Origin of the sequence: Prosthecodimorpha hirschii (genome assembly GCF_001305515.1) — a bacterium.
GTDB classification, from domain to species: Bacteria; Pseudomonadota; Alphaproteobacteria; order Rhizobiales; family Ancalomicrobiaceae; genus Prosthecodimorpha; species Prosthecodimorpha hirschii.
Genome location: NZ_LJYW01000001.1, coordinates 13,259 through 37,661 on the forward strand (window position 1 = coordinate 13,259; position 24,403 = coordinate 37,661).

A 24,403-nucleotide genomic window follows, 5' to 3' on the forward strand; every position below is an offset into this window, starting at 1 on the left:
CAGTTTGAATTGACCGCGCAATCAAAAAGTTAGTGGTTCGGATTCACGAGCCGGATGGGGACCATCCGTCTCGATCGAACCACCGGCGTCCCGAGCGGTCCGGGCCGACCTTCCGGCTCCCCCTTGACCGCGCCGGATGGCATGCGATGGTTGACCAAGGGAGATAGTGAAGCCGTCACGAATAGCTGAAACCATGGCGGCTGCAAGGCGGATGGCCGAAGCCCCCGTCATTTGATAGCAGACTTCGCCGAAACTTGCGCCGAGTGGACACGGCATGTCCGTTCTGCGGAAGATTCGGGGGGAGGCGGACGTTCGGCAGGCGGGAGCACGGCGAAACCCGAAGGGGGCGCCGCCCGCTTCAGGCTCGCGAAACGGCGTTGCCGCTGGCCGGGCCGGCACCGCGCACGGCCTCGCCGGGCCCCGGCGCGACCCGAACGGCCATTCGAGGGGTCCTGCATTGCAGTTCGAATTCGCATCCGGCCAGATCCAGGGGAAGCGGGCGGCTCAGGAGGACACGGTCGATGTCCTGCTCCCGTCCGACTCCCACGAGAAGCCTGGCGAATTGTGCCGCGCCGGCGCGGCGGCCGCCGTCGTGGTGGTGGTCGCAGACGGCATGGGCGGCCATGTCGGTGGGCGAATCGCCTCCAACCTGTCCTCGAAATACTTCCTGGACGCGGTCAACAAGACGCCCGGAAGCTGGGGCGAGCGGCTCGATCAGGCCCTGATCCAGGCCAACGACATCCTCCGCACCGCCACGGAAAAGCGCCCCGAACTGGACGGCATGGGCTCGACGCTGGTCGGCGCGGTGGTCAACCAGCACGGCATCGGCTGGGTCTCGATCGGCGATTCCGGCCTCTATCTGTTCCGCGACCATGCGCTGGTCCGCCTCAACGAGGACCATTCCTTCGGCGCCTATCTGGACGAACAGGTCCGCCAGGGCCTGCTGGCGCCCGAACATGCCGCCATGGACCGCCGGCGCAACCAGCTCTTCCACGCCCTGCTCGGCGATCCGATCGACCACTACGAGCGCTTCGCCGGGTTTCGCGACCTGCGGCCGGGCGACGCCGTGCTGCTCGCCTCCGACGGGCTGAAGACGCTGAGCGACGAGACGGTCGGCCGCCTGATCGCCGAACACGAAGACGAATCGGCCGAGCAACTGGTCGTTCGCCTGCTCGAAGCGGTCGATGCCGAGAACCGCGAACGGCAGGACAACACCTCGGTGATTCTGGTCAAGGTGCGGGACGGCGTGGCGCCCGGCCGGACCCCGGCGACCGAATCCTCCACCACGGTCCCGCTCAACATGATCGCGGCCGACGTGCTCGATCCCCTCCATCCGGGCGAGGCGGAAGGGGCCTCGTCCATGGTCGATCCGACCGGGCACCGCTCCGCCGCGACCCGCGAGACCGCCCCGCCGGCCGCCGGCCGCGCGGCGCCGGCACCCGTCATGGCGGCCGCCGCGGCCGGTCCGGCGGCGGAAACCGGGCCCGAAGCGGTGACGGAGACGGGCAGCGGAACGGCTGCAGGCCGGGCCGGCGGCGGCATCGTGGCGGCGCTTCTCGGGCTTGCGATCGGGCTTGGCATCGCTTTATGGTTGTATCGTGGGCGCCTGCCGCCCTGGCCCTTCTGACGGCGACACCGACACCCCATCTTCGTTGGTGAATGTTGCGCCCTTGCAACGGATCGGCCGACTGGTACACTTGGGGCCAACGTGAAACACCAGTTGCGCCACGCGACCCGAGAGGGGCGCGGTTTCGGCAGCGGAGAACCAAAGTGGGGCCTGACGGCGACGACCCGCCGGTCGCGGGTCGTCCATCCCCCGACGTCGTGACCGATGCGCCCGGCAAACGCCGGCGGCGCAGACGTCGGGGAAAGCGCTCCCGGTGGCCCTATGCGGCCGCGCGGGCCGGGGATCTGCGCGCCGGTCCGGGGACGCCTGCCGGCGGCAAGGCCAAATCCGATTCCTCCCCGCATACGCCGCCGGCCGGCAGCGCCTCGTCCACCGCTGCGGTTTCGGCAGCGGGGCCGGCCGCGGCCGGGAGCCCCCGCTACGAAGGGTCCAAATCCGGCGACTGTGTGGCCTCGCACGGCGGGCCTGCGGGGCGTGGTGCGGATCTTTCGGTCTCCAGCAGGGTTTCGGCCGGTGACGCGGTCGCCAGGGATCCGATGGCCGGTGATCCGGTCGCCGGCGATTCGGGCTCCGTTGGCCTGCCGGGCAGGAGCGGCGCGCGGGCGGAGGCCCTCGATGCGGAGGCCTCGCGGCCGACCGGCGGCATGCGGGCAGCCGCTCCGCCCGGTGGCGATCTGCCGGCCAGGGATCCGGTCCGGGAATCGGCCAGGGATTCGGCCACGGTCCGGTATCCGGACGAGCCCGCGAATCTCGGTCTCGGACTGCTCGACCGGCCGGCGGATGACGAGGCCGGCTTGCTGCCGCCGATCCCGACGGCACCGCCGCATCATCATCCGGTCGAACGCCATGTCGAGCCCGGCCATCACCATCCGCACGAGCGGGCGCCGGTGCCCCGGCGGATGCATCGCTATCTGCCGCTCTATGCGGCGCTCGATCTCGGCACCAACAATTGCCGGCTCCTGGTCGCCGAGCCGCAACGGCACGGTTTCCGGGTGGTCGACGCCTTCTCGCGCATCGTCCGTCTCGGCGAGGGGATCTCGCATTCCGGCCGCCTGTCCGAGGCGGCGCAGGACCGGGCGTTGGAGGCCTTGCGCATCTGCCGCGCCAAGCTCGACCTGCGCGGCGTCGAACGGGCCCGCCTGGTCGCCACCGAGGCCTGCCGGATCGCCGACAACGGCTCGCATTTCCTCGAGCGCGTCTACGAGGAGACCGGCCTCGAATTGGAGATCGTCTCGCGCGAAACCGAGGCCCGCCTTGCCGTCGCCGGCTGCGCGAGCCTGGTCGACTGGCAGTCGGACGGGGTGATCCTGTTCGACATCGGCGGCGGTTCGTCGGAACTGGTCTGGCTCGATCTGGCCCGCGGCGAGCGGACCGGCGATCTGACCCGCCATATCCGCGCCTGGACCTCGCTGCCGGTCGGCGTCGTGACGCTGTCCGAGCGCCATGGCGGCGTGTTCGTCGACGAGACGGTGTTCGAGGCCATGGTCGACCATGTCGACGATCTGCTCGAAACCTTCGACCAAAACGGCGAACTCGAGCGGGCGCTCGGCGAGGGGCGCTTCCACATGCTCGGCACATCGGGCACGGTGACCACGCTCGCCGGCGTGCATCTCGGCCTGAAGCGCTACGACCGGCGCCGCGTCGACGGCACCTGGCTCGACGACGACGACGTCTCGCGGATGATCGACCATCTCGTCGGGCTCAGTTTCGACGAGCGGGTGGCCAACCCTTGCATCGGGTCGGATCGTGCCGATCTGGTGCTGGCGGGCTGCGCGATCCTGGAGGCGATCCGCCGACGCTGGCCGTGCCGGCGGCTGCGCGTCGCCGATCGCGGCCTGCGCGAAGGCATACTGACGGAACTCATGGCCGCCGACGGCATGTGGCGGCGCTAGAGCATCATCCGATCTGAAGGGATCGGTTGATGCTCTGCATATTTTTGTTTGCGCAAGCTTTTTCCGATCAGAGCGGGTTGCTCTGATCGGACCTTGCTCTAACCTCGAGCGGTATCCGATGACCGAAGACTCCGGCGCGCCGCGCCTTCTCAAGGTGCGCGTCAAGACGGCGAAGAAGCGCACGCCGTCCTCGAACCGCTGGCTCGCGCGGCAGCTGAACGATCCCTATGTGGCCAAGGCCAAGCGGGATGGGTGGCGCAGCCGTGCCGCCTTCAAGCTGATCGAGATGGACGACAAGTACAAGCTCCTGAAGCCCGGCCAGCGCGTCGTCGATCTCGGCTGCGCGCCCGGCGGCTGGTGCCAGGTCGCCGCCCAGCGCATCGGCTCCGCCGATACTTCGCCGCGCATGGTCGGCATCGACTATCTCGACATGGATCCGATCCCGGGCGTGATCGTCCTGAAGAAGGATTTCCTCGACGAGGATGCGCCCGACACCCTCTTCGCCGCGCTCGGCGGCGAGAAGGCCGATGTGGTGCTGTCCGACATGGCCGCGCCGACCACCGGCCATCACAAGACCGACCATCTGCGCACCACCCATCTCTGCGAGGTGGCGGCCGATTTCGCCCGCCAGGTGCTGAAGCCCGGCGGCGCCTTCGTCGCCAAGGTGTTCCGCGGCGGCACCGAGACCGAACTCCTGGCCGGCCTGAAGCGCGATTACGCCTCGGTGGCGCATGTCAAGCCACCGGCGAGCCGACAGGAGAGCGTCGAGATGTATGTGGTCGCACGCGGCTTCCGCGGCGGGGAGGGGTAGTGGTTCGGACGGCACGGATGGTCCCCGTCCGTCTCGTCGATCCGAACCGCCAACCCCTTGATGGCGTGGCTGATCCAATCTGTCCCTGGCAGGACGCGCATGCCCGTTTCTGACCACCGGGACGCTGGCGAACCGGGTGCCCGCCGGGGCGCCAATCCGATTGGGGACCGGACCGGCGGCGCGATTGGGACAACCGGCCGCCACCTCGTATAGCGTTCCGGGCGATTGATCGACGCCCGGCCGCGCCTGTCCGCCGGGACCCAGGAGACCCGGACATGATCGGCTCGACCCCTCGCAGCATCCGCATCGCCGGTTTCGCCGCCCTTGCGGCCTTTGTCGCCACGAGCGGTCTGGCCGACGCCCGTCTGGCGCGGGTGCCGACCGATTCCGCCGGCCTGGTCGTGATCGAGGCGACCTTGCCGGGCGAGATGGCGCTCGACTGCGTCGACAATCCCTGCACCGGCAGCGCCATGTCGCCGGTGGTGGCGAGCGCCCTGGAGCGGGAGCAGACGGTCGCGCGGTGGTTCGACCGCATCTCGGCCGAGGTCGCCGGCCGTTCGGGCGGCCGCCAGCATGCCCGCCTGATCGCCCATGGCCCGGTCGATCGGGCCACGGTGCCGGCAGACTGCAAGCCGATCGGTCTGGTCATCGGCAACACCGCCTATCCGGCCGGCCTGCGCCTGGAGGCGCCGAAGCTCGACGCCGAACGCGTCGCCGCGCGGTTCCAGGACCTCGGCATCGAGACGACCAGCCTGATCGACGCCGACCTGAAAACGCTCAAGGCGGGGATCTCCGCCTTCCTCGACGGCGCGCCGGAGAATGCCTGCCTGTTCGTCTACTATTCGGGGCATGGAGCGACCGTGAAGGGCCGCCGCTACCTGCCGGCGATCGACGTCAATGTCGGCACGCCGAAGACCTTCGCGGACGGGTCGATCGACGCCGACGAGCTGATCAACCGCGTCGGCAGCGTGCCCGGTCCGAGCCAGATCGTGCTGATCGACAGCCATTTCCCGGCGACCTACGAAGGCGCGCGGTGAGGCCGACGGCTGCGTGACGGTCGGGGGGGCGTCCGAGGCCATCCCGGCGCGCGGTCTGGCCGGATCGCGTCCCGGCACCCAGTCCGGGGCGTCCGCCCCGTCGCCACGGCGGGCCGCTGCGCACCGCGGGTGAGAAAGGCGCCGGCCGAAGAGATTCGGCCGGGCTGCGCGCGGTGCCGGATCGCGGCTCAGGACCTGATCAGTCCTTGTCCTTCTTGTCTTTCTTGTCCTTCTTGCGCTCGGCCTTCATCGCGTCCCAGGCGGCGACGAATTCTTTCGCGGCCGCTTCGGCGAAGGCGGAGCCTGATGCGTCGAGGGCCTTGGTGGCCGCCGTCAGGGTGACCGAGAAGTCCTTGTCGGCATCGCCCTTGTCGTTGGTCCAATGCGCCGTCAGCTTGTCGCCTGCAAGCTCGAGCTTCTTCACATCCTTATGGAATTTCAGAGTTTTGACCGTGGCCTTGAAGGTCGCCTCGTCCATGCCGATTCTCCCGTATCGCAAGTGATGTCGATTTTCGCCCGCAAGGGACGCCGACATCTATTTGGGATCGGCGACAGCCATGTCAAACGGCGGACCCGGCGTCGCCCCTGCGGCATGCCGATCGGGGCGTTGTGCGCTTCCCCCACCGTCGAAACCATGTTACTCACCCGCGCCAACTTCACCTTGAGACGACAGAGGCGATCGGCGACGGGATTCCCCCCTGCCGCGCGTCGGTCGTTCATCCATTCGAAAGGACAGTTGGCCATGGCGGTCTTCTACGAACCCGCACAGGGGCGCGAAGCGCTTACCTTCGACGACGTGCTGCTGCTGCCCGGCCACTCCGAGGTCATGCCCGGCGAGGTCGACATCCGCACCCGGGTGACCCGCGAAATCGAGCTCAACATCCCGATCCTGTCGGCCGCCATGGACACGGTGACCGATTCGCGCCTGGCCATCGCCATGGCGCAGGCCGGCGGCATGGGCGTCCTGCACCGCAACTTCACGATCGAGGAGCAGGCCGAGGAGGTCCGCCGGGTCAAGAAGTTCGAGAGCGGCATGGTCGTCAATCCGATCGTGATCGGCCCGGACGCGACGCTTGCCGATGCGCTCGCGCTGATGAAGTCCTACCGCATCTCCGGCATTCCGGTGGTCGAGAATGGCGGCGCCGGCGGCTCGCGGCTCGGCCGGCTGGTCGGCATCCTGACCAACCGCGACGTCCGCTTCGCCTCCAATCCGAACCAGCGCGTCTACGAGCTGATGACGCGCGAGAACCTGGTCACGGTGCCCGAAGGCGTGCTGCAGGAGGAGGCCAAGCGCATCCTGCACAAGCACCGGATCGAGAAGCTGCTGGTGGTCGACGGCGACTATCGCTGCATCGGCCTGATCACCGTCAAGGACATCGAGAAGGCGCAGCTGCATCCCAACGCCGCCAAGGATGCCCAGGGCCGCCTGCGCGTCGCCGCCGCGACCACGGTCGGCGACCAGGGCTTCGAGCGGGCCGAGGCCCTGATCGATGCCGGCGTCGACATGCTGGTCGTCGATACCGCCCACGGCCATTCCCAGCGCGTGCTGGACATGGTCAGCCGCGTCAAGAAGCTCTCCAACCTGGTCCAGGTCGCGGCCGGCAACGTGGCCACCGCCGACGGCGCCAAAGCCCTGATCGATGCCGGTGCCGATGCGATCAAGGTCGGCATCGGGCCGGGCTCGATCTGCACCACCCGCGTCGTCGCCGGCGTCGGCGTGCCGCAGCTGACCGCCATCATGGACGCGGTCTCGGCCGCCGCCGACCAGGGCGTTCCGATCGTCGCCGACGGCGGCATCAAATATTCGGGCGATCTGGCCAAGGCGCTTGCCGCCGGCGCCGCGGTCGCGATGGTCGGCTCGCTGCTGGCCGGCACCGAGGAGAGCCCGGGCGAGGTCTATCTGCACCAGGGCCGCAGCTTCAAGGCCTATCGCGGCATGGGCTCGATCGGCGCCATGGCGCGCGGTTCGGCCGACCGCTACTTCCAGGCCGAGGTGCGCGACACCCTGAAGCTGGTGCCCGAAGGCATCGAGGGCCAGGTGCCCTACAAGGGTCCGCTCGGCGCCGTTCTGCACCAGCTCGCCGGCGGTCTGCGCGCCGCCATGGGCTATGTCGGGGCGCCGACCATCCCCGAATTCACCCGCCGCGCCCGCTTCGTGCGCATCTCCGGCGCGGGCCTGCGCGAAAGCCATGTCCACGACGTGACCATCACGCGCGAGAGCCCGAACTACCCGTCGAACATCTGACGGCGACCGCCAGACCGGCCACCAATCGAGGCCCGCCGTTCCCGACCGGAGCGGCGGGCCTTGTCGTCTCGCACAGGGGTGCCGTCTTCCGTCGGGGCCGCGGTTTCCGCCGTAACCTGTGCCCGACGACACACGGCCGGGGATCGGGCGCGCCTATTGTGGGTGTCGTCCATATCCCGGAGGCGCAGATGGCGATCGAAGACCTCGTGAAGGAACTGGGGCGGCAGATGAACCTGCCGCTGGCACTCGACCGCCAGCGCGGCTGCCGTCTCGTCTTCGACGAGCGCTGGACGGTCGATATCGAGACCGCCGAGGACCGGGAGGACCGCGTCTACCTGACCGCACCGATCGGCCCGGTTCCGGCCGGGACGGGCGCGGCCCTGCTGCGCGAAATGCTGAGCGCCAATCTCTACGGCCGCGGCACGGCCGGCGCGGCCCTGGCCCTCGATCCGGTCCGCAACGCCGTCGTCGTGCAGCGCATCCTGCCCGCCGACAGGCTCGACTTCGCAACCTTCCAGCGCGCCATCGAGGACCTGATCGACGCGGCACGGACCTGGCGCGAGCGGTTCGCCGCCGGCGACGGCACCACCGCCAACGCGGCCGGCGCCGACCCGGCGGCCTTCGAAGCGTCCGCGATCCGCGTCTGACCCCGTCCGGCCGTGCGGGCCGGGCGGTACCATCCCTGCAAGTCCGGCGCGAAGCCGATGGAGGACGACCATGACGGATGTGAGCGGCGTCAGCGGCCCGCGCGGGCAGGGGCCTCAGGGCGCCGGCAGCGTCCTCGGCAAGTTCAAGGATTTCCTCGTCCGGGCGGATCGGTTCTTCAGCCAGATCGGCGAGCGGATCCGGGAATGGGCCGGCTCGGTCAAGCGCTCCTTCGTATCGCTGTTCTCGCTCCCGACGCGGCAGACGGATCGTCCGTTGCCCCGGGAAGGCGTGTCGCCGCAGGCCCGGCTGGAGCGCGACATCGACACGCTGCTGTCGGTGGATTGCCAGCGGCGCCACCCGATCCAGGGCCGAGAGGATATCGACACGTCGTGGATCTTCCGGCGCGACTGCGGCGGCAGCGCAACCTTCCGGCTGGACGGCGAGCGGCTGCCGACGGGGATCGGCACGGCCATGACCGAGCAGTCGGAGAGCGACTTCGCGAAGCTCGTCGCCAGCCTGGAGGACCGGCTCGGCACCGACTGCATCCCGCTCCTGTCCGGTCTCGTCAACCAGGGCACGTTCGGCTGCATCGATAGCGTGCTGGGCTCGCCCGGCACCCCCGTGCGGCTGGAGAACGGCACCGAGGTCGGCATTCCGGCGGCGCGGCGAAGCTATTCGATCGACATCGACGGCGAGGAAGACGGCACGGTCGTGCTCTCCTTCCACGTCGCGCTGACCGAGATTCCGTTCGTCTCCACCTTCGACCCGGAGAGCGGCTTGCCGTCGATCGACGACCAGAACCGCATCCAGGTCGGCGGCGACTCGCGCGTCGAAGCGGACCTGCAGATCCGCCTGGTGCGCAATCAGTCTGGCATCTACGAGCCCAGGATCGGCGACCTGCAGGTCCGCTCGGACCTGCGCTGATCCGGCCGGCCGGAGGGAGCGCTCCGCCGGCCGGGCCTCGCACCCGACATTCCCTGCCGGCCTGCTATGGTCCGGACCTGTCCCGCCGCCGTATCCCAAGGCAAACCCGGAGACCGATCCCTTGACCCTTGCCGAACGCCTGCTCGTCCTTGCGCTGCTGGCCCAGATCGTCTGGACCTTCCTGGTCATGCTCGCCGCCGGCCGGGCGCGGTTCCACTCCGTGCGGGCCGGCAAGGCGCCGAAGCGGGCGATGCTGGAGCCCTATGGCTGGCCGGACAAGACGCAGCAGATCGCCAACAACATGAACAATCAGTTCGAAACGCCGACGCTCTTCTATGCGCTCGGGCTGCTGGCGCTCGTCCTGAAGCTGGTTTCGCTGCCGTTCGCCGTGTTCGCCTGGGTTTACGTTGCCGCGCGCATCGGGCATACGGTGGTCCACGCCGGTTCCAATGCCTTGCGGCGCCGAGGGCCCATCTTCCTGGTGGGCGTGGTCGCATTGATGATCATGACCGCGATGCTGGCCGTTCCGATCCTGGTCGGGCGGCCGGTCTGACCGGGCCGGCCTTCACGAACGGAACGACCATGAAGACCGGCGGGCGGCTCGATGCCGCGATCGAAATTCTCACCGACATCGAAACCAATCATCGGCCGGTCTCCGAGGCCCTGAAGGACTGGGGCACGAAGCATCGTTTCGCCGGCTCCGGCGACAGGGCGGCGATCGGCAATCTGGTCTACGATTCCTTGCGCAAGCGCTCCTCGATCGGTTGGCGGATGGGCGCGGAGAGCCCACGCGCCCTCGTGCTCGGCACCTATGTCTGGACCTGGGGACAGGGCCTTGCCGGCCTGGACGCGGCGCTCGCCGAGCCGCATGCCCCCGCGCCGCTGTCGGACGACGAGCGGACCCGGCTCGGCACCGATGACGGCCTCGCGGATGCGCCCGACCCGGTGCGCGGCGACTATCCGGCCTGGCTGGAAACGGCGTTCCTGCGCGTCTTCGGCGACGATGCCGCGGCCGAAGGCGCCGCCTTGGCGACACGGGCCCCGGTCGATCTGCGCGCCAACGCGCTCAAGTCGACGCGCGACAAGGCCCTGAAGGCCCTGGAGGAGACCGGCGCCGTGGCGGGTCGCCTGTCGCCGGTCGCGATCCGGGTGCCGGTCCCGGGCGGCCCCGGCCGCGCGCCGCATATCGAGAGCGAGCCGGCCTATCTGAAGGGTCATGTCGAGATCCAGGACGAGGGCTCGCAGATCGCCGCCCTGGTCGCGGCGGCCTTCGGGGGGTCGCAGATTCTCGACCTGTGCGCGGGCGGCGGCGGCAAGACGCTGGCGCTGGCCGCAGCCTTCGACAACAAGGGCCAGATCTACGCCTATGACGACGACAAGCGGCGGATGAAGGACATCTTCGACCGCCTGAAGCGCTCCGGCGTGCATGACGTGCAGGTGCGCACGCCGGGCAAGACGGATGTGCTCGCCGATCTGGCCGGCCGGATGGACCTCGTCCTGGTCGACAGCCCGTGCACCGGCACCGGCACCTGGCGCCGCCGCCCGGATGCCAAGTGGCGGCTGACCGAGGCGGCGCTCGAGGCGCGCATGGCCGAGCAGGACGCGGTGCTCGACGAGGCGGTGCGCTTCGTCAGGCCCGGCGGCCGGCTGGTCTATGTCACCTGCTCGGTGCTGGCGGATGAAAACGAGGATCGGATCGCCGATTTCCTGATCCGTCATCCGGACTTCACCCTGATCGAGCCGCTCTCCGGCCTCGCCAAGACCGACCCGGCGACCGCGGCCGCGCTCGCCCGCTTCGTGCGCCGCAACGAGCGCGTCGCCCCGGTGCTGCGCCTGAGCCCGGCCACGGCCGGCACCGACGGCTTCTTCGTCGCGGTTCTGGAAGCGGCCGCCTGAGCCGGGCGTCCAAGCGTTCCGGCTTCCGGGCGGCCCTGAGCCGTCCGGGGGGCAGGGGCGCTTTGACGGCGCGATATTGGGCGATTGCCCGATAATTGTATGCACGACATTTCGGCGCTTCGGAGAGGGTCCGGAGACACCACTCATGCCGGCGTTTCGATAGATCAGTGCATACAATCTGATGCCGTCCATCGTTCATAGATCACATGAACAGGATGGTGATGGTGTAGGGCTGGCACGACGGTTGCAAAACAGGTCTGCGAGGCGGCGGACCTGCCGCGACCGGAGACCCTATCCATGCCGACCGACCTGATCCCCGCTCCCTCCCGCCGTCACGTTCTGGGTCTCGGTGCCGGTCTCGCCGCCGCCGCGACGATCGGCGCGCCCGCCATCGTCCGTGCCCAGTCGTCGAAGATCCGGATCGGCTTCTGGCCGATCGCCGGCGGCTTGCCGCTCTATGCCGGCGTCGAGGCGGGCATCTTCAAGAAGGCGGGTCTGGACGTGGAGGCGGTCAAGTTCGCCAGCGCCGCGCAGGTCGTCGAGGCACTGATCGCCGGCCGGCTGGAAGGCTCGGCCAACGGCACCGCCTCGGCGGCGATCGGCCTCGGCGAGATCACCTCGCCGAACCTCGTCCGGATCATCTGCTCCAATCCGAGCAACAAGCAATATGTCCTCGACGAGATGCTGGTCGGCTTCGACAGCCCGATCAAGTCGATCGCCGAACTCGCCGGCAAGAAGGTCGCCTGCGGCCCGGGCATCCAGAATGTCACGCTCGCCAAGGTCATCCTGGAGAAGAACGGCATCAAGGATCCGAAGCCGGTCGAGCTGCCGATCGGCCAGCATGTGCCGGCACTCGCCGCCGGGCAGGTCGACGCGGTCTACACGCTGGAGCCGACCGGCACCGTCGGCCGGCTGAAGAAGGCCGCGCGCGTCCTGGAGACCGGCGTCATCTCGACCTATGTGCTCGACGACGAGAAAGCGCCCTGGTTCGGCGGCTCGGCATCGGTGGCGACCACCTTCCTGGCCGCCCAGCCGGATCTCGCCAAGCGCTACATCGCCGCCTATGGCGAGGCGGTCGAGATGGTGCGCAAGCGTCCCGACGAGGTGCGCAAGTATCTGAAGGGCTATACCGGCATCGAGGAGGATCTCGCCGCCGAGGTGCCGCTGCCGGGCTTCACGCTGGCGCACGAGTTCACGCCGTCCGACGTGGCCTTCTTCCAGAAATTCTTCGACGTGTTCACCGACCGCGGCATCTTCACGAAGAAGCTCGATGTCGGCGCCATGCTGTACAAGGCCTGACGCCATGGAGACCTTCGACGCCCGCCGTCTCCTGCCCATCATCGGGCCGATCCTGTTCTTCGCGGTCTGGTACCTGGCCGTCGCCTACGGGCTCGTCAACAAGGTGCTGTTCCCGTCGCCCTTCGAGACGGTCGCCCATCTGTTCACATCCTTCGGCAAGGGCGGCATGCAGGTCGACGTCGCCTCGACCTTCCTGCGCACCGGCACGGCCTTCGTCATCGCGGCGGCGATCGGGGTGCCGATCGGCGTCGCGCTGGGGGCGTCGGAATCCGCCTATCGAAGCGTGGAGTTCCTGATCGACTTCTTCCGCTCGACCCCGTCGAGCGCGCTGATCCCGCTGTTCCTGCTGATCTTCGGCATCACCGACGCGAACAAGATCGCCATCGCCTCCTTCGCGGCCTTCCTGGTGATCCTGTTCAACAGCGCCTACGGGGTGATGAACGCACGCAAGACCCGCATCCTGGCGGCGCGCGTGATGGGCTCGAATTCCTGGCAGATCTTCAAGGACGTGCTGATCTGGGAAAGCCTGTCGCAGACCTTCGTCGGCCTGCGCACCGGGGTTTCGATCGCGCTCGTCATCGTCATCGTGGCGGAGATGTTCATCGGCTCGGAAACCGGGCTCGGCCACCGCATCATCGACGCCCAGCAGGTGTTGAACGTCAAGGACATGTATGCCTCGATCCTGATCACCGGGGCGCTCGGCTATCTCCTCAACCTGGCGTTCCTCCTCCTTGAGAAGCGCTTCATCCACTGGAGCGGCAAATGAACATGGCCGGACGGGACCTCGCCGCCGCCGCGGCGGACCTGCCGATGGCGCTGCGCCGCGAGCGCACGCACATCACGGTGCGCGGCCTCAACAAGGCCTTCAAGGGCCAGCCGCTCTACCGCGATTTCGACCTCGACCTGCCGGAAGGCCGGATCGTCTCGATCTTCGGGCCGAACGGCTGCGGCAAGTCCACGCTGATGAACATGATCGCCGGGCTGATCCCGGTCGATTCCGGCTCGATCCTGTTCGACGGCAAGAGCCTGAAGCAGACCGTGATCGGCTACGTCTTCCAACAGTACCGGGAGGCGCTGTTTCCCTGGCTGAAGTCGATCGACAACATCGCCTATCCGCTGCGCCGGGCCGGCATGCCGGAACCCGCCGTCAAGGCCCGGGTCGAGGAGCTGATCGCCTCCTTCGAGATCCAGTTCGACCTGAACCGCTACCCCTACGAACTGTCCGGCGGCCAGCAGCAGACCGTCTGCATCATGCGCGCCCTGGCGCCGCGCCCGGAAGTCCTGTTCCTGGACGAACCCTTCTCGGCGCTCGATTACGAGATGACGCTGTTCATCCGCGAGAAGCTGCAGGAGATCTACCTGAAGTCCGGCGTCACCATGGTGATCGTCTCGCACGACCTGGAGGATGCGGTCTATCTCGCCGACAAGGTGCTGCTCCTGACCCGGCGGCCGACGCGCATCGCCGAATACATGACCTTCGACATGCCGCGTCCGCGTACGCCGGATTCGATGTCCGATCCGCGCTTCGTCGCCGCCAAGGCGCATGCGCTCGACGTGTTCCGGCGCGAGGTGAAGGGGTAGATCCCACGGGGTGGACGTGGCTCGCCCACCGGCGGCGCAAGGGCGGAACCGCCTGCGCGCCCGCGCATTTCCCGGTTGCCCCTCGGTATCGACCTGATAGCCTGCCGTCATCATCACGAGCGGCGGCGGGCGAGGGGCTTGCCGGGGAGCGAAACCATGAATGTGACGAAGACGTTGAAGCGGATCGTGGCGGCCGGTCTGGCGGTTGCCGTGGTGGCGGGGGCCGGCGTGGCCGCCGCCCAGCAGATGGCATTCTTCCGCATCGGCACCGGCGGCACCGCCGGCACCTATTTCCCGATCGGCGGCCTGCTCGCCAATGCGATTTCGAACCCGCCCGGCAGCCGGCCCTGCGACCAGGGCGGTTCCTGTGGCGTGCCGGGCCTGATCGCCACGGCGGTCGCCTCGAACGGCTCGGTCGCCAACATCAACGCGATCGCGTCGGGCGGCATGGAGTCCGGCTTCACCCAGTCGGACGTGGCCTATTGGGCCTATACCGGCACCGGCGTCTACGAGGGCAAGGACAAGGTCGAGGGCCTGCGTTCGATCGCCAATCTCTATCCGGAGACGATCCATCTGGTCGCCCGCAAGGGCGCCGGCATCAAGTCGCCGGCGGATCTGAAGGGCAAGCGCGTCTCGCTCGACGAGCCGGGTTCGGGCACGCTGATCGATGCCCGCATCGTGCTCGGCGCCTACGGCATCTCCGAGAAGGACATCAAGCCGGAATATCTGAAGCCGAACGCGGCCGGCGACCGGCTGCGCGACGGCGCGCTCGACGCCTTCTTCTTCGTCGGCGGCTATCCGGCCGGCGCGATTTCCGAGCTCGCAACCTCGGCCGGCGTCGAACTGGTGCCGATCGCCGGGCCGGAATCGACCAAGATCCTCGCCGACTACAAATTCTTCGCCAAGGACACCGTCCCGGCCGGGACCTACAAGGATGTCGGGACGATCGAGACCATTTCGGTCAACGCCCAGTGGGTGACCTCGACCAAGATCGCCGACGACCTCGTCTACGGCGTCACCAAGGCGCTCTGGAACGACAATTCGCGCAAGCTGATGGATGCCGGCCACGCCAAGGGCAAGGCCATCCGCAAGGAAACCGCCCTCGACGGCCTCGGCGTGCCGCTGCATCCCGGCGCCGAGAAGTTCTACAAGGAAGTCGGCCTCCTGAAGTGAGGGGTTGAGATCGGAGCCGGTCCGCCGGACCCCGGGCATGATCCGATCCCGCGTTTTTCCCCTTCTGCCCCTGAGGGGGGAGAAGGTGGCCGAAGGCCGGATGAGGGGGTGGATCGGGCGGAAATCCGACGGATCTGCGGTCCGCGCCCGGTCCGAGCCGAACCGGAAGCGCGGACGGGGCCGCGGCATTGCGCCCCCTCATCCGCCCTTCGGGCACCTTCTCCCGCAAGGGGAGAAGGGGAGGAAACCGGGAGATGGGAGCTTGGGGCGGGTATCCTCACGTCCGAACCCTCGGCTCCTTCCCCTTCGCCCCCTGAGGGGGGAGAAGGTGGCCGAAGGCCGGATGAGGGGGTGGATCGGGCGGTTTTCCGCCGGATCTGCGGTCCACGCCCGGTCCGAGCCGAACCGGAAGTTCGGACGGGACCGCGGCATCGCCCCCCCTCATCCGCCCTTCGGGCACCTTCTACCGCAAGGGGAGAAGGGGAGGAAACCGGGAGATGGGAGCTTGGGGCGGGTGTCCTCACGTCCGAACCCTCGGCTCCTTCCCCTTCGCCCCCTGAGGGGGGGGAGAAGGGGACCGAAGGCCGGATGAGGGGGTGGATCGGTTGGATTTCCGCCGGATCTGCGGTCCGCGTCCGGTCCGAGCCGAACCGGAAGTTCGGACGGGGCCGCGGCATCGCGCCCCCTCATCCGCCCTTCGGGCACCGGTCTCCCGCCAATCCGCGACCCTTTGCAGGCGCCGGCGGCCGATCGCCGTCGGGACCCGCGGACTGTCTCCCCCCAGATCTCTCGTCCACCGGATCTTTCGATGACCCAGCTTGAACTCGACGAAGCCAAGGCGCGCGAACTGGAAGAGAAGTTCGATCCCGAAATGCGCTTCCGGCCGCTGGGCTCGCTGGCCGGACGGATCGTCGGCGGCGCGCTGGTCGCTCTGTCGCTGTTCCACTACTACACCGCCGGCTTCGGGCTCCTGTCCGAGATGCTGCATCGCGGCATCCATCTGGCCTTCGTGCTCGGGCTGGTCTTCCTGGTCTTCCCCGCGACGCCGCGCGGCTACGAAGCGCCACCGGCCAGCCGGTTCATGACGCCGCTCGGAATTCCGCTGCTCGACTGGGTCCTGTTCGCCGCGGCCCTTGCCGCGGTGCTGCATGTGCCGCTGATCCCGCTCGACGATCTCGCCTTCCGGGTCGGCAATCCGACCAGCACCGACGTGGCGCTCGGCGCGATCCTGATCGTGCTGCTGATCGAGGCCAACCGGCGCACCATCGGCTGGCCGCTGCCGCTGATCGCGATCTCGTTCATGGCCTATGCGCTGTTCGGTCCGCAGATGCCGGGCATCTTCGTCCATCCGGGCGCGACGGTGTCGCAACTCGTCAACCACCTCTATCTGACCAGCCAGGGCATCTATGGCGTCGCGCTCGGCGTCGTCGCCACCTACGTGTTCCATTTCGTGCTGTTCGGCGTGTTCGCGACCCGGATCGGCCTCGGCCAGCTTTTTCTGGACTGCGCCGCCTGGGTGGCCGGTCGCTATGCCGGCGGCCCGGCCAAGGTGTCGATCTTCGGCTCGGCCCTGTTCGGCATGATCTCGGGCTCCTCGGTCGCCAACACGGTCACGGTCGGCTCGCTGACCATCCCGATGATGGTCCGCCTCGGCTACAAGAAGCATTTCGCCGCCGCCGTGGAATCGACCGCCTCGACCGGCGGCCAGATCACCCCGCCGATCCTCGGCGCGGCCGCCTTCCTGATGATCGAATTCCTGAACCTGCCCTACACGACCATCATCCTGGCCTCGATCATCCCGGCCTTCATGCATTTCTTCGGCGTCTTCATGCAGGTCCATTTCGAGGCCAAGCGCGACGGCTTGCGCGGCCTCCGGCCCGACGAGATGCCGGACCTGAAGGCAGCCTTCAAGCGCGACTGGCCGACCGTGATCCCGCTGATCGGCCTGATCTACATGCTGTTTGCGGGCTACACGCCCTATCTCGCCGCCTTCACCGGCATCACGCTGGCGGTGCTGGTCGGCCTCTTCAACCCGATGCGGCGGATGCGGCCGATCGAGATCGTCGAAGGCCTGCGCGACGGCGCCAAATATGCGCTCGCGGTCGGCGTCGCCTCGGCCTGCGTCGGCATCGTCGTCGGCGTGGTCACGCTGACCGGGGTCGGCTTCAAGATCTCCTTCATCGTCACGTCCTTCGCGGCCGACATGGCGCAGGCCAGCGCCGCCGTGCTGCCGGCCTGGGTGATGGGCCTGCAGACGCTGACGCTGCTGTTCACGCTGATCCTGACCGCCATCGTCTGCGTGCTGATGGGCTGCGGCATCCCGACCACGGCGACCTACATCATCATGGTGACCGTCGCCGCCCCGGCGCTCGGGCTCCTCGGCGTCGAGCCGATCGTGGCGCATTTCTTCGTGTTCTATTACGGGGTGCTGGCCGACATCACGCCGCCGGTCGCCATCGCCGCCTATGCGGCCGCCGGCATGGCCGGCGCGGACCCGTTCAAGACCGGCAACACCGCCTTCCGGCTCGCGCTCGGCAAGGCCCTGGTGCCGTTCGTGTTCGTCTTCTCGCCCTCGATCCTGCTGGTCGCCAAGGGCTTCAACTGGCCGGACTTCGCGACCGCCTTCGCCGGCTGCGTGATCGGCATCACCTTCCTGTCCGCGGCCTTCTCGGCCTATCTGCTGGTGCCGGCGCGGCTCTGGGAGCGCCTGGTGCTCGCCGTGGCGTCGATCCTGCTGATCGCGCCCGAGATCTGGTCGTCGATCGCCGGTCTGGTGCTCGCGGCACCGGTCATCCTGGCGCAATTGGCGCGCCGGCGGGCGGCCAGCATGGCGGCCTGAGACCGCCGGACAGGAGAGCAGCGGACGGGAGAGCGGCCGACGGGGGAGGGGCGGCACGGGCGCAGACCGGGCCGGCGGTTCGCGACGGACCCGTCCCGACAGACCTGTCCCGAAAGGCCGGCGCGGGCGGCCGCTACAGGGCGCCGAAATGCCCCGGGCACTGGTCGAGCCGCCGGCGCAGGTCGGCGACGAACCATCGGCTCGCTTGGCCGAGCGGCCGGTCGCGCGGCTTCAGGATGTGCAAGGGCAGGGAGGCCGGCGGCGCGCCGGTGATGGCAAGCGGCACCAGCCGCCCGGCCGCGATATGGCCCTCGACCATATGGCGCGGCATGTTGCACCAGCCGAAGCCGCCGAGCAGGAATTCGAGCCGCGTGCTCATGTCGGCAAAGCGCCAGATGCGCCGGCTCAGGATGCCGCCGAATCGGTGGCGGGTCAGCGGGGTGCGGTCGGTCAGCACCAGTTGCACCTCGTCTTGCAGATCGGCCGGCGCCAGCGGTCCCGGCCGCGCCGCGAGCGGATGGCAAGCCGCCACGACCGGCACCAGCTGCACGCGGGTCAGGAACTCGGTATCGAGATCGGCGGTGTCCGGGCCCTCCCGATGCACGCCGATGGCCAGGCGCACGACGCCCTCGCGCAGGCGGCTTTCCGGCCCGCCGAGCCCCTCGGTGAAGACCGTCACGGCGAGGCTTTCGTAGCGGGCGGCGACCGCCCGCAGGGTGTCGGCCAGCACCGTGACCGGAAAGATCGAATCGACCGCGACCGGCAGGTCCGGTTCGAGGCCGGCCGCCATGTCGGCGACCCGCGCCCGCAAGGCGCGGGCGCCGTCGACCAGCCGGCGCGCATCGCCCAGAATGGCGCTGCCGGCCTCGTTGAGCACCGGCGTCCGCCCCGAGCGGTCGAAAACCGGCAGGCCGAGCGTCGCCTCGAGGGTCTGCACCGCCTGGCTGACCGCCGACTGCACCCGGCCGAGCCGCCGGGCCGCGCCCGAGAAACTGCCGGTTTCGGCGACGGCGATTAGGACGCGCAACTGGTCGAGCGTGAGGTTTTCGATCATCCATCATCTGTACCGATAGAACATGCCGGTTTAATGCCGATTGCTGCGATGCACATTGCGGCCTATCTCGGGGGCACACAAGACCTACGAGGATGGCTCCCATGAATGCTCCCGCCCGCATCGCCGCCGACACCCGCCTCGCCGAGGCCGATCTGGACCTCCTGTTCCGCGAGGCGCGCACCTTCAACGCCTTCCAGGACCGCCCCGTTTCGGACGCGCTGCTGACCGAGGCCATCGAGCTGGCCAAGATGGGGCCGACCGCCGCCAACACGTTGCCGATGCGCGTCGTCTTCGTGAAGAGCGCCGAAGCCAAGGAAAAGCTGAAGCCTTCCCTGTCGCCGGGCAACCTCGACAAGACCATGGCGGCCCCGGTGACCGCGATCGTCGCCTATGACCGCGAGTTCTTCGAGAAGCTGCCGCGGCTGTTCCCGCATGCCGACGCGCGCTCCTGGTTCGCCGGCAACGCCGCCTTCGCCGAAGCGTCGGCCAACCAGAGCAGCACCCTGCAGGCCGCCTATCTGATCCTGGCGCTGCGCGCGCTCGGCCTCGATACCGGCCCGATGACCGGCTTCGACGCCGCCAAGGTCGACGCCGCCTTCTTCGCCGACGAGCCTTTGCATGCGACCATGCTGATCAATATCGGCTATGGCGACCGCGCGACGCTTTTCGGCCGCCTGCCGCGTCTGGACGCCAGCGAGATCGCCCGCTTCGCCTGAAGGCCGCCAGTCACGGACCGCGCCGGAAGGCGACCGGTCTTCGACGGCAGCCCATCCCTGAGGGTGGTCCCACCCTGACCGGAACCGCCGGATTCTATTCCCGGCGGCCTTCCCGATCCCGTCGCGTTAGCACCGGCAGGGCCCGCACCCTGCCGGTGTTTTCGCGTGGGCGCTGGGGTCAGCCCGACCGGCTGCCGGACCGCACCCGCCGTGCGCCATCACGGTGTCGTGAAGGGCGCGGGGATCTTCGCGTTCTGTATTGAACAACGTTCATTTTGCGGTATCGTCTGCATATGAACAATGTTCATTACGGGAGCGAGCCGATGCTCAAGACCATCATCACCCTGATGCGCGGCGAGGCGGCGGCGGCCGAGGAGGCCTTTGCGGACCGCCATGCCCTCGCGCTGCTCGACCAGCAGATCCGCGACGGCGCCGCCGCCCTGGCCGAGGCCCGCAAGGCGCTGGCCGTGGCCATCGCCGGCGACCGCGCGGAGGAGGGCGTCATCGCGGCGGCCGAGGCGCGCATCCGCGACCTGGAGGCCCGCGTCATGGCCGCACTCGAAGTCGGCGACGACGGGCTCGCCGAGGAGGGCGCCGCGGCGATCGCCGGGCTGGAGGCCGACCGCAGCGCGGCCGCCGACTCCCGCCGCCTGTTCGCCGCCGAAATCGGCCGGCTCAAGGCCCATGTCGCCGATGCCGAGGCCCGCCTCGCCCGGCTCGACCGCGGGCGCCGCACCGCCCGCGCCGCGGAAGCGGTCCGTACCCTGCGCCGCGGCCGCATCGAAGCCCCGTCGCTGCATCGGGCGACCCTGCGCGAGGCCGAGACCACGCTCGAGCGCCTGCGCAGCCGGCAGAGGCATGTCGCCGACGCGGAAGCCGCACTCGACGGGCTGGAGCGGGAGACCGGTCCCGACGCGGTCGCCGCCCGCATGGCCGCTGCGGGCCACGGATCCCGCCCGTCGGCCACGGCGAACGATGTGATCGCCCGCCTCAGGCGGCGCATGGCCGGCGACCCGCCGGCCGGCCTCTGAAGCCCTCCCGACCCCGCACCAAGATTTTGATCGAAGGAGAGACCGCCATGACCACCGCCGCCACGCCGCATACCTCCGCCTGGGTCAGCTTCACCTATGCGTCGACCTTCGCCGCCGCCGGCCTGGTCGCCGCCGGCGTCCTGTTCCTCCCCGTCGACTGGTGGAGCAAGGGCTATCTCGGCATGGGCATCGTCACGCTGGTGCAGTCGATCGTGACGCTGACCAAGACGTTGCGCGACAATCACGAGGCCGGCCGCCTGGCGAGCCGCATCGAGGATGCCCGCACCGAACAGATCCTGATGCGCGTCAAGGGAACCGACATGTGATCGCCGCCCGGTCGGCAAGGCCGGTCGGGTAGGGACGGGCGGGTCGGGACGGTCGGGTAGGGGCGGGCACACCGGCCCGACCCCGCCCGGCGCCGCATGGCAGGTCGAAGGCCGCGGAAATCTTGCGCGAACCGGGCGAAGGCCTTAAACCCCGTCCATGCACACGAACGCTGTCCTCATCGTCGATTTCGGCTCGCAGCTGACGCAACTGATCGCCCGTCGCGTCCGCGAGGCCGGGGTCTATTCCGAGATCGTCCCCTACCAGAAGGCCGAGGCTGCGCTCGCAGCCATGCGCCCGAAGGCGATCATCCTGTCCGGCGGTCCGGCCTCGACGACCGAGGAGGACAGCCCGCGCGCGCCGCAGGCGGTGTTTGAGGCCGGCGTGCCGGTGCTCGGCATCTGCTACGGGCAGATGTGCATGGCCGAGCAGCTCGGCGGCCGGGTCGAGAGCGGCCATCACCGGGAGTTCGGGCGCGCGCTGGTCGACGTGAGGAAGCCCTCGGCCCTGCTCGAAGGCATCTGGGACGCCGACGAACGGCACACCGTCTGGATGAGCCATGGCGACCGCATCGTCGCCCTGCCGCCGGGCTTCGAGGTCGCCGGCACCTCGGAGAACGCGCCCTTCGCGATCATCCAGAACGAGGCGCGCAAGTTCTACGGCTTCATGTTCCACCCGGAGGTGGTGCACACGCCCGACGGCGCGAAGCTCTTGGCCAATTTCGTCCACCGCGTCGCCGGTCTTGCCGGCGACTGGACCATGGCGGCCTTCCGGCAGGACATGATCGCGCGCATCCGCGCCCAGGTCGGCACGTCCAAGGTCATCTGCGGCCTGTCCGGCGGGGTCGATTCCGCGGTCGCCGCGGTGCTGATCCACGAGGCGATCGGCGACCAGCTGACCTGCATCTTCGTCGACCACGGCCTGATGCGCCTGAACGAGGCCGAGGAGGTGGTCCGCCTGTTCCGCGGCCACTACAACATCCCGCTCGTCCATGTCGACGCCAGCGAGACCTTCCTCGGCGCGCTCGCCGGCGTCTCCGATCCCGAGCAGAAGCGCAAGATCATCGGCCGCCTGTTCATCGAGACCTTCGACGCCGAGGCCGCCAAGATCGGCGGCGCCGATTTCCTCGCGCAAGGCACGCTCTATCCGGACGTGATCGAGAGCGTCTCGGCCGTCGGCGGCCCGTCGGTGACGATCAAGTCGCACCACAATGTCGGCGGCCTGCCCGAGCGCATGAAGATGAAGCTGGTCGAGCCGCTGCGCGAACTGTTCAAGGACGAGGTCCGCGCACTCGGCCGCGAGCTCGGCCTGCCGGAGGCCTTCGTCGGCCGCCATCCCTTCCCGGGCCCGGGCCTGGCCATCCGCTGCCCCGGCGGCATCTCCAAGGACAAGCTCGACACGCTGCGCAAGGCCGATGCGATCTATCTCGACGAGATCCGCAAGGCCGGCCTCTACGACGCCATCTGGCAGGCCTTCGCGGTGCTGCTGCCGGTCCAGACCGTCGGCGTCATGGGCGACGGCCGCACCTACGAGCACGTCCTGGCGCTGCGCGCCGTCACCTCCGTCGACGGCATGACCGCCGACTTCTACCATTTCGACATGACCTTCCTGGCCCGCGCCGCCACCCGCATCATCAACGAGGTCAAAGGCGTCAACCGCGTCGTCTACGACGTGACGTCGAAGCCGCCGGGCACGATCGAGTGGGAGTGAAATGACGTGGTTCGCAGCGTTTCGCGAACTATCATCACATCCCCATAACTAGCTGAAATCAAACAAAAAGTCAAGCATTCACTATCGGAGCCTATCGCCCTTAAGCGACGGGCTCTGACGGTGCGCGCGACGGTATGCGCTTTTCGCCGTCAGCCGGATTTTAGCCCTACCGTCAGGCCAAAAACGGAAGCGCCCCACGATAATTCATTCTAGAATGCTGTTATATAACGATTATTCGCGTCGATTGACGGTATCGGATTTGACGGTAGAATTGACCTCGAAAAAGGCGTTTTCGATCGTCAACGAGGCCGTCCCCATGCTCACCGACATGGCCATCAAGAGGCTGAAACCAAAGGAAAAATTGTACAATGTGGCCGACCGTGACGGTAAGTAGGTTTCCGTCGCCACGACAAGCTAAATCACTTTCCGATACGACGACCGTCTGAACGGTCGCCGGGAGACGCTGACGATCGGCCGCTATGGCGCCGATGGCCTCACGCTCGCCGAGGCTCGCAAGCGCTGCATCGCCGCCCGCACGCAATTGGCGGAGGGGCTTTCCCCGGTCCAAGAGAAGCAACGTGACAAGCGGCGCAAGGCCATGGAGCGCAGCTTCGGCGCGGTGAGCGGCATATGGATCAAGGAAGCGCGCATGGCGGAAAGCACCCGCTCGATGCGCAAGGCGATCCTCGATCGCGACATTCTCCCCGCCTGGTAGAACCGCCTTTTGACCGAGGTGACGCCGGACGATCTCCGACAGCTCTGTGCCAAGGTGAAAGAGCGCGGCGCCCCGGCGACCGCCGTCCACGCCCGCGACATCGTCTAACAGATCTTCGCCTTCGCCATCCTGCACGGCGAGAAGGTGCCGAACCCGGCCGACGAAGTGGGGCCTGCCTCGATCGCGACCTTCCAGCCGAAGGACCGAGCGCTGTCGCCGGCTGAGATCAAGATCATGCTGCTTGAGATCGAGCACGTGCGGACGCTGCCGACCATACGTCTCGGCCTGCGTCTGATCCTGCTCACCATGGTCCGCAAGAGCGAGCTGCAGGACGCCGTCTGGGACGAGGTGGATTTCGAGAACGCCGTCTGGACCATCCCGAAGGAGCGCATGAAGCGATCGAAAGCGCACAACGTCTACCTGTCGCAACAGTCGCTCGACATCCTGATCGCGCTCAAGACCTGCGCCGGCAACTCGCGCTACCTGCTGCCGTCCCGCTACGACGCCGACGCCCCCATGTCGCGCGCAACCTTCAATCGCGTCAGCACGGCTGTCGTGGCGCGGGCAAAGAAGGAGGGGCTGCCGTTGGAGCCCTTCACGGTCCACGACCTGCGCCGGACCGGCTCGACGCTCCTGAACGAGATGGGCTTCAACAGCGACTGGATCGAGAAGTGCCTCGCCCACGAGGACGGGCGCTCGTCGCGCGGCGTCTACAACAAGGCGGAATACGAACCGCAGCGCCGCCACATGCTCCAGGAATGGGCCGACATGAATGATGCGTGGGTGAACGGAGTGAAGCGCGTGCCGACGCTGTTGCCGGCATCGATGGTGTTTATGGGCGGCGATTGAGAATCGGGCAAAACTCGAAGCGCCGGACTTTT

The 24,403-nt window shown here is 68.5% G+C and carries 20 protein-coding genes and 1 pseudogene; 19 read left to right on the forward strand and 2 right to left on the reverse strand.

Annotation, left to right across the window (positions count from 1 at the left end; all coding sequences use genetic code 11):
* Positions 1 to 457 precede the first annotated feature (457 nt).
* From ABB55_RS00070 to ABB55_RS00085, 4 genes are all read left to right on the forward strand, one after another.
* Positions 458 to 1,627 carry a PP2C family protein-serine/threonine phosphatase gene (locus tag ABB55_RS00070; protein WP_054356986.1) on the forward strand — a complete coding sequence of 390 codons (1,170 nt, stop codon included), beginning with the start codon at positions 458 to 460 and terminating at the stop codon, positions 1,625 to 1,627.
* Positions 1,628 to 2,163: 536 nt separating this feature from the next.
* Positions 2,164 to 3,519: a Ppx/GppA phosphatase family protein gene (locus ABB55_RS00075; protein ID WP_083463214.1), complete on the forward strand. Its 1,356-nt coding sequence runs from the start codon at positions 2,164 to 2,166 to the stop codon at positions 3,517 to 3,519.
* 118 nt (positions 3,520 to 3,637) lie between these two features.
* Positions 3,638 to 4,330 (forward strand): RlmE family RNA methyltransferase, encoded by a 693-nt coding sequence (locus ABB55_RS00080; RefSeq protein WP_054356987.1) that lies wholly within the window; start codon positions 3,638 to 3,640, stop codon positions 4,328 to 4,330.
* 275 nt (positions 4,331 to 4,605) lie between these two features.
* A complete protein-coding gene (locus ABB55_RS00085; protein ID WP_054356988.1) occupies positions 4,606 to 5,367 on the forward strand; it encodes a caspase family protein in 762 nt (253 codons plus the stop codon).
* Positions 5,368 to 5,566: 199 nt separating this feature from the next.
* Here the strand turns inward: ABB55_RS00085 and ABB55_RS00090 are convergent, their stop codons facing one another.
* Positions 5,567 to 5,845: a hypothetical protein gene (locus tag ABB55_RS00090; RefSeq protein WP_054356989.1), complete on the reverse strand. Its 279-nt coding sequence runs from the start codon at positions 5,843 to 5,845 to the stop codon at positions 5,567 to 5,569.
* 264 nt (positions 5,846 to 6,109) lie between these two features.
* Here ABB55_RS00090 and guaB point away from each other — a divergent pair, with 264 nt between their 5' ends.
* From guaB to ABB55_RS00140, 10 genes are all read left to right on the forward strand, one after another.
* Positions 6,110 to 7,612, forward strand: coding sequence for an IMP dehydrogenase (gene guaB / locus ABB55_RS00095; protein ID WP_054356990.1), 1,503 nt, complete (start codon positions 6,110 to 6,112; stop codon positions 7,610 to 7,612).
* A gap of 188 nt (positions 7,613 to 7,800) precedes the next feature.
* Positions 7,801 to 8,259, forward strand: a complete 459-nt coding sequence (locus ABB55_RS00100; protein ID WP_054356991.1) for a type III secretion system chaperone — start codon at positions 7,801 to 7,803, stop codon at positions 8,257 to 8,259.
* Positions 8,260 to 8,329: 70 nt separating this feature from the next.
* Positions 8,330 to 9,184 carry a hypothetical protein gene (locus ABB55_RS30130; RefSeq protein ID WP_054356992.1) on the forward strand — a complete coding sequence of 285 codons (855 nt, stop codon included), beginning with the start codon at positions 8,330 to 8,332 and terminating at the stop codon, positions 9,182 to 9,184.
* A gap of 121 nt (positions 9,185 to 9,305) precedes the next feature.
* The gene (locus tag ABB55_RS00110) at positions 9,306 to 9,737 is read left to right on the forward strand and encodes an MAPEG family protein (protein WP_054356993.1); all 432 of its coding nucleotides are present in this window, start codon (positions 9,306 to 9,308) and stop codon (positions 9,735 to 9,737) included.
* Positions 9,738 to 9,766: 29 nt separating this feature from the next.
* Positions 9,767 to 11,080, forward strand: a complete 1,314-nt coding sequence (locus ABB55_RS00115) for an RsmB/NOP family class I SAM-dependent RNA methyltransferase (protein WP_054356994.1) — start codon at positions 9,767 to 9,769, stop codon at positions 11,078 to 11,080.
* A gap of 297 nt (positions 11,081 to 11,377) precedes the next feature.
* On the forward strand, positions 11,378 to 12,379 hold the full coding sequence (locus ABB55_RS00120; protein ID WP_054356995.1) for an ABC transporter substrate-binding protein: 1,002 nt from the start codon (positions 11,378 to 11,380) through the stop codon (positions 12,377 to 12,379).
* 4 nt (positions 12,380 to 12,383) lie between these two features.
* Complete coding sequence (locus tag ABB55_RS00125; RefSeq protein ID WP_054356996.1) at positions 12,384 to 13,145, forward strand: ABC transporter permease; 762 nt, start codon at positions 12,384 to 12,386, stop codon at positions 13,143 to 13,145.
* On the forward strand, positions 13,142 to 13,960 hold the full coding sequence (locus ABB55_RS00130) for an ABC transporter ATP-binding protein (RefSeq protein ID WP_152981851.1): 819 nt from the start codon (positions 13,142 to 13,144) through the stop codon (positions 13,958 to 13,960). Before ABB55_RS00125 ends, ABB55_RS00130 begins: the two co-directional genes overlap by 4 nt.
* Before the next feature lie 156 nt (positions 13,961 to 14,116).
* Positions 14,117 to 15,133 carry a TAXI family TRAP transporter solute-binding subunit gene (locus ABB55_RS00135; RefSeq protein WP_054356997.1) on the forward strand — a complete coding sequence of 339 codons (1,017 nt, stop codon included), beginning with the start codon at positions 14,117 to 14,119 and terminating at the stop codon, positions 15,131 to 15,133.
* 784 nt (positions 15,134 to 15,917) lie between these two features.
* Positions 15,918 to 17,972, forward strand: a complete 2,055-nt coding sequence (locus tag ABB55_RS00140; protein ID WP_420848241.1) for a TRAP transporter permease — start codon at positions 15,918 to 15,920, stop codon at positions 17,970 to 17,972.
* A 133-nt stretch (positions 17,973 to 18,105) separates the two neighbouring features.
* Here ABB55_RS00140 and ABB55_RS00145 read toward each other — a convergent pair whose 3' ends face one another.
* Complete coding sequence (locus ABB55_RS00145) at positions 18,106 to 19,026, reverse strand: LysR family transcriptional regulator (RefSeq protein WP_054356999.1); 921 nt, start codon at positions 19,024 to 19,026, stop codon at positions 18,106 to 18,108.
* A 101-nt stretch (positions 19,027 to 19,127) separates the two neighbouring features.
* Here ABB55_RS00145 and ABB55_RS00150 point away from each other — a divergent pair, with 101 nt between their 5' ends.
* The 5 genes and pseudogenes from ABB55_RS00150 (at position 19,128) to ABB55_RS00170 (ending at position 24,371) form a co-directional block, all read left to right on the forward strand.
* Positions 19,128 to 19,742 (forward strand): malonic semialdehyde reductase, encoded by a 615-nt coding sequence (locus ABB55_RS00150; RefSeq protein ID WP_054357000.1) that lies wholly within the window; start codon positions 19,128 to 19,130, stop codon positions 19,740 to 19,742.
* 323 nt (positions 19,743 to 20,065) lie between these two features.
* Complete coding sequence (locus tag ABB55_RS00155) at positions 20,066 to 20,773, forward strand: PspA/IM30 family protein (protein ID WP_054357001.1); 708 nt, start codon at positions 20,066 to 20,068, stop codon at positions 20,771 to 20,773.
* A 47-nt stretch (positions 20,774 to 20,820) separates the two neighbouring features.
* Positions 20,821 to 21,099 (forward strand): YiaA/YiaB family inner membrane protein, encoded by a 279-nt coding sequence (locus ABB55_RS00160; RefSeq protein WP_054357002.1) that lies wholly within the window; start codon positions 20,821 to 20,823, stop codon positions 21,097 to 21,099.
* Between the two features lie 157 nt (positions 21,100 to 21,256).
* A complete protein-coding gene (guaA, locus tag ABB55_RS00165) occupies positions 21,257 to 22,807 on the forward strand; it encodes a glutamine-hydrolyzing GMP synthase (RefSeq protein WP_054357003.1) in 1,551 nt (516 codons plus the stop codon).
* Between the two features lie 316 nt (positions 22,808 to 23,123).
* Positions 23,124 to 24,371 (forward strand): annotated as a pseudogene (locus tag ABB55_RS00170) (tyrosine-type recombinase/integrase).
* The last annotated feature ends 32 nt before the right edge of the window (positions 24,372 to 24,403 follow it).